The organism is Paenisporosarcina sp. P5_A11, assembly GCF_056400705.1.
Genome location: NZ_JBFUKT010000204.1, coordinates 1 through 5281, shown reverse-complemented (window position 1 = coordinate 5281; position 5281 = coordinate 1). Strand labels below are relative to the sequence as shown.

9 protein-coding genes are annotated in these 5281 nt (G+C 35.6%); all 9 read right to left on the bottom strand.

The window, feature by feature from the left end; translation table 11 throughout:
• The coding region (locus AC1DOS_RS17650) for a DivIVA domain-containing protein (protein ID WP_477538553.1) at positions 1-318 on the bottom strand (318 nt) is incomplete at its 3' end.
• 97 nt (positions 319-415) lie between these two features.
• Entirely contained in the window at positions 416-1204 is a 789-nt protein-coding gene (locus AC1DOS_RS17645; protein ID WP_477538552.1) for a YlmH family RNA-binding protein, read from the bottom strand.
• A gap of 54 nt (positions 1205-1258) precedes the next feature.
• Positions 1259-1519, bottom strand: a complete 261-nt coding sequence (locus AC1DOS_RS17640; RefSeq protein ID WP_108584543.1) for a YggT family protein — start codon at positions 1517-1519, stop codon at positions 1259-1261.
• A gap of 20 nt (positions 1520-1539) precedes the next feature.
• Complete coding sequence (locus AC1DOS_RS17635) at positions 1540-2016, bottom strand: cell division protein SepF (protein WP_477538551.1); 477 nt, start codon at positions 2014-2016, stop codon at positions 1540-1542.
• Positions 2013-2702 carry a YggS family pyridoxal phosphate-dependent enzyme gene (locus AC1DOS_RS17630; protein WP_477538550.1) on the bottom strand — a complete coding sequence of 230 codons (690 nt, stop codon included), beginning with the start codon at positions 2700-2702 and terminating at the stop codon, positions 2013-2015. Before AC1DOS_RS17630 ends, AC1DOS_RS17635 begins: the two co-directional genes overlap by 4 nt.
• Before the next feature lie 74 nt (positions 2703-2776).
• Positions 2777-3025 (bottom strand): YlmC/YmxH family sporulation protein, encoded by a 249-nt coding sequence (locus tag AC1DOS_RS17625; protein WP_108584538.1) that lies wholly within the window; start codon positions 3023-3025, stop codon positions 2777-2779.
• 83 nt (positions 3026-3108) lie between these two features.
• Positions 3109-3897 (bottom strand): RNA polymerase sporulation sigma factor SigG, encoded by a 789-nt coding sequence (gene sigG / locus AC1DOS_RS17620; RefSeq protein ID WP_108584537.1) that lies wholly within the window; start codon positions 3895-3897, stop codon positions 3109-3111.
• Positions 3898-3993: 96 nt separating this feature from the next.
• Positions 3994-4701 carry an RNA polymerase sporulation sigma factor SigE gene (sigE, locus tag AC1DOS_RS17615; protein ID WP_108584535.1) on the bottom strand — a complete coding sequence of 236 codons (708 nt, stop codon included), beginning with the start codon at positions 4699-4701 and terminating at the stop codon, positions 3994-3996.
• Between the two features lie 19 nt (positions 4702-4720).
• Positions 4721-5281: sigma-E processing peptidase SpoIIGA (locus AC1DOS_RS17610; protein WP_477538549.1), on the bottom strand; the 561-nt coding region annotated here is incomplete at its 5' end.

Genomic DNA, 5281 nt, shown 5'->3' with positions numbered 1-5281 from the left:
TTCATTAACAATTCGATCTGCATTTTTCTCTGCTTCTTTAACTATTAATTTTGCTTCCTTTTGAGAATTTCTACGTAATTCTTCAGCAGCTTCCTGAGCTACAACAATAGACTTTTGTAAAGTCATTTCAATCGTTGTAAAATGGCCCACTCGCTCACTTGAGGATTTCAATTTCTCTTCCAGATCTTTTTTATCTTTAATTAGAAGTTCGAAATCTTTAATCACTTGTTCCAAGAATTCGTTAACTTCGTCTTCGTTGTATCCTCGGAATCCACGACCAAACTCTTTGTTATGAATATCTAGTGGTGATAGCGGCATTTCAAAATCTCCCCTTTGCAAACTTACATCGTTTCCAACTATTATACCTTTCCTTGTCAGCCTTGAAAGCAATAATACGAATTTAATTGAATATTTTTCACGATTTGGGCTCGATTCGTCCAATTTGAAGTCGGATTTTGTCTTTTTTAGTCCGCCCTTCAATTAATCCGATTCGGATTCTTCCATATCCTCTAATTGATAGTAAGTCCGATTCATGGAGTTCGAACGAAGGTTGTTCACGAACTGTCCAATTCACTTTAACTTTCCCACTATGAATAAGCATGGAAGCTTTTTGCCTTGAAATATTAAATAAAGACGCAATAATGGTATCAATTCTCATCGAACTCACCGTATGTGATTCTTCTAGCCAGGTATCCGTGTTGTCCAAATAAGGGTGCTCATGAGGCAATTCGTCCACTTTAATTTTTGATTTTCCTATCGCAGTAAGATGCGACCTAACATAATCGGACATTTCTGATACTACAGCAAATTCAATTCGATTATCGTCTACTCGAATATCACCAAATTTTGATCGATCAAGACCAAGGGACATAAGAGAACCTAATATGTCTGGATGTTCTAGTTTAATAAATTTCGAAGGGTACTTAATGGAAAACGCTGTAATCCCGTAGTCTTCTTCCTTTGCAACAAAGTAAGAAGGTGAAATCAACATGCGCTTTCGTTCGGCTTCCGGAAGTTCTCCGAATGCACTCACAATAATGTCGTCATTTTGCCCAATCATAGACTGTACAATAAATTGTTGTCGAGGGTCTAAAAAGTCAGTCAGTTTTGGCGCATAACGATCCTGTGTTTCTCGAAGCCATCCGCTAACTTGTTCAATAAAAGGTTGTTCGTCTTTTCGAAAATGCTGTAGTACTTGTTCCATTTCTTTCCTTCCTTTCAGTGGTCAAAAAAAGCCCCACGAAAGTGAGGCAAGATTTTAAAAATAGTTTGCTAAAGACGAAAGTCCTTGTCCTGCAAGTTTTAATACTAAAATAGCAACAATTGGCGACACATCAATCATGCCAAATGGAGGGATAAACTTTCTAAACGGTTCTAAATAGGGTTCACAAATCTTTTCTAAAAAGCGACCGATTGTTGTTTCTCTTGTACTAGGTACCCATGACATGAAAATATAGACAATGAGTAAAATTGAATAAAACCCTAATACTTGTTGTAGAATATTAATTACTGATTCCATAAGAACTAATTACACCTCAATTATTGTATGTCGTCATAAAAGTAGTCTGAAATTGCTCCATCTACTTCAACCGTATCAGGTGCACATAAGAAAATATCGGTGCCAATACGCTGAATATCTCCGCCTAAAGCATACACGGTTCCGCTTAAAAAATCTACAATGCGGATTCCTTGATCTTTATCAATCCTTTGCAAGTTTACAACGACCGCACGCTTGTTTTTTAAATGCTCAGAAATATCTTGTGCTTCTGCATATACACGTGGTTCTACTAATATTACTTTTGAAGACTTTTGCAAGTTTTGGAGACTAACGATATTTGAAGAAGGAGTGGCTTCGATATGCACATTTCTCCTTTCTTTCGCTGTCTTCCTAACTGTCGGTTGAGGTATTGGTTGAGATTCGTTTCTACGGTTATTGTTGGTTCTTGGTGTTTCATCTTCTTCTTCTTCTTCTTCTTCTAAGTAAAAAAAGTTTTTGAATTTATTCTTCATACTCATGTAAGATCCTCACTTTCGTTTCCGACTAGTGCTGTACCAATTCGCACATATGTTGCGCCTTCTTCTATTGCGATTTCAAAATCGTTTGACATTCCCATTGATAATTCTGTACAAGGTGCATGTGGATAATGATTACTGGAAATTTTTATTTGCATATCTTTTAATCCTTTGAAAACAGAACGTATCACTTCGTCATTTGATGTGTTGGGTGCCATCGTCATTAAGCCAATAACTCGAATTCTATTATGCTCATGTAAGGATTCAATAAACGTTTGGACATTTTTTAATTCAATACCATGTTTCGCATCTTCTTCAGAGACATTCACTTGCACAAAACAATCAATTGTATGTTCAGCTCTTTTTTGAATCTCATCAGCCAAACTTAATCGATCAAGTGAATGCAAAACTTGTATCTTGTTAATGACTTGTTTCACTTTTCTACTTTGCAATGACCCAATATAATGCCAGACTGCAGGATTGTTAATTGCCTCTTGTTTATTTAATAACCCTTCAGGTCTATTTTCACCAAGATGATTCAGACCCGATTGTAAAGCTTCCACCGTACGTTCAATTGAAACTGCTTTAGTAACTGCCACAATATGAACATCTGAAGTAGAACGATTGGCACGTGTGCATGCTTGATTAATTTGTTGTTGTATTTGTAGAAGATTACGTTCAATTTGCATTTTAAGAGTTCCTACCTTTTTAGGTATCGATGTTATCTCTATATTGTACCAATCCAAGCTCGAATATTCAATGTTTATCCATGTTCTACGCCCTTCGACTGAACGATGACAACATCTTTCCCAATAACTTTAATATCGGATAATCGAATCATAACTGTTGGGCGATTGCCTGAAAACAATTCCAACATCTTTTTTGGTTCTGCCAAGAAAAAAGATTCTATCATTCCTGTCTCTTTAGATATTTGTGCATCATTAACAAAACCGAGCATTTTCCCATCACTTGCTTCAATAAATTCTTTTTGTTGGATGTCAGTAAATTTCAACGGTCATACCCCCTTTACTTAGTTTATGTTATATACACGAAAAAAAAGCTCTTATTCCAGAAAAGGAATAAAAGCTTTTTATCTCATTGTGAATCAAAATTGTATTCCTCTTTGATGATACGAATTGCATGCTTTTCAAGTCTAGATATTTGAGCTTGTGATATTCCTAATTCTTTAGCGATTTCAGTTTGAGTCTGACCGTAGTAATATCGCTTAGCTAAGATTCGTTGTTCTCGAATATCTAATTTACTGATGCTTTCTTTCATGAAGATATAAGTAGACCACGATTCTTCAGAAACTTGTTCATCTCGTAATTGATCGAGCATAAATACAGGATCGCCACCGTCATGATAGATTGGTTCTTGTAAGGAAATTGGATCTTGAATGGCATCTAAAGCAAATAATATGTCCTCATGAGGTATTTCAATTATTTCTGCCAATTGCTGAATAGTTGGTTCATGCAAATGTTCAGTAATATATTGCTCTTTTGCTTTCATCGACTTATAGGCAATATCACGGAGCGATCTTGATACGCGCACCGGATGATGATCACGCAAATGTCTTCTAATTTCTCCAATTATCATAGGCACTGCATACGTAGAAAATCTAACATTGTGCTTTAAATCAAAGTTCTCAATTGATTTTATTAAACCAATACAACCTACTTGAAATAAGTCATCAGCTTGTTCTCCGCGATAGGCGAAGCGCTGAACTAAACTTAGAACTAGTCGTAAGTTTCCCATCACTAGCTCATCTTTTGCAAATTCGTCACCACTTTGTAAACGTATAAACGTCTTTGTCATCACTTCGTTTGATAAAACAGGCAGCTTCGACGTATCTACACCGCATAATTCGACTTTTGTACGTACCATCGCTTTTTTCCTCCGAACTGTTCTACACTGTGATATCTTTCAGTGTGTCCGCCTCGGAGAAAACTATTCGTATTGTCACTACTCCAAATTCATCCATTAAGCTGTCGGTTGATTTAATTCCTCTCGCAAATCATGTATGATTTTCTTTTCTAAACGGGAAATATAAGATTGAGAAATACCTAACATATCAGCTACTTCTTTCTGAGTCATTTCTTCTTGACCATTTAATCCAAATCGACATTCCATAATGTATTTCTCTCGCTTATCCAATAAATCGATAGCTGAAAACATAAATTGACGTTCAATTTTTTTCTCTACATCTTCTGCTATAATATCGTCATCCGTTCCTAAGATATCGGAAAGTAATAGCTCATTGCCATCTGCGTCTGAATTCAATGGTTCATCAAAAGAGACTTCAGATTTTAAACGACTAGTTTTTCGAAGATGCATCAAAATTTCATTTTCAATACACCGTGAAGCATAAGTAGCTAGTTTAATTTTTTTCTCCGTGTTAAAAGTTTCTATTGCTTTAATTAATCCAATCGAGCCGATACTGATTAAATCTTCAATATGGGATCCAGTATTTTCAAAGCGTCTTGCTATATATACGACTAACCTTAAATTACGTTCAATTAACGTATCCCGTGCCGTTAAATTTCCATTCATAAAAGCTTCGATCGTTTTGGCTTCTTCTTCACGATTCATAGGATGCGGTAATGATTCACTACCACCAATATAATATGTTCCTTTGCTTCGCCATCTACTCCAAAGTCCAATTAGTCTGTACCAAATTCTGATTAACATAGCATTCGCCCTCCTATAATTAGCTAAATAGTGTTGAAGCATGCAAAATTACATCTGATTGACGTGGGAAATGTTTACTATTTTTTGTTAAAACCACATAACATGGTGCTAATACTTTCTCTTTCGTTGTTTTTAATTGAATATGGTCTACTTTAATTCCAATGGCCCATGTCGATTGATCTTGGACAGTTTGAAGACGTATTAAACGCAATTGAGACCGAAATAACAAAGGGATTTCTTGAAATGGTTCGGTGGAATCTCCCTCAAATGCATGTAAATATTGCCACAAATCTAAAGGAATGAATGATTTCATTTTTTCTGCTGAAATAAAATGAACGGGATTACCTGACAGTGGTTCAATGCAAAGGTTTCCTGTATCTGAATAAGAGGTGAGTTGAAATTCTTGGTTAAATAAACGAATTGTCACTTGACCCATGTATGAATCTTTAATTGCTGTCAAATTAATTCGGAACCAATTTTTTCTTATACCAAATAAACTAAAAATTAATGCACTTCCCGCAACGACAATAATCACATACCAACTAGCATTGGCTAACATAGGTTGAATAAAAGTTAATAG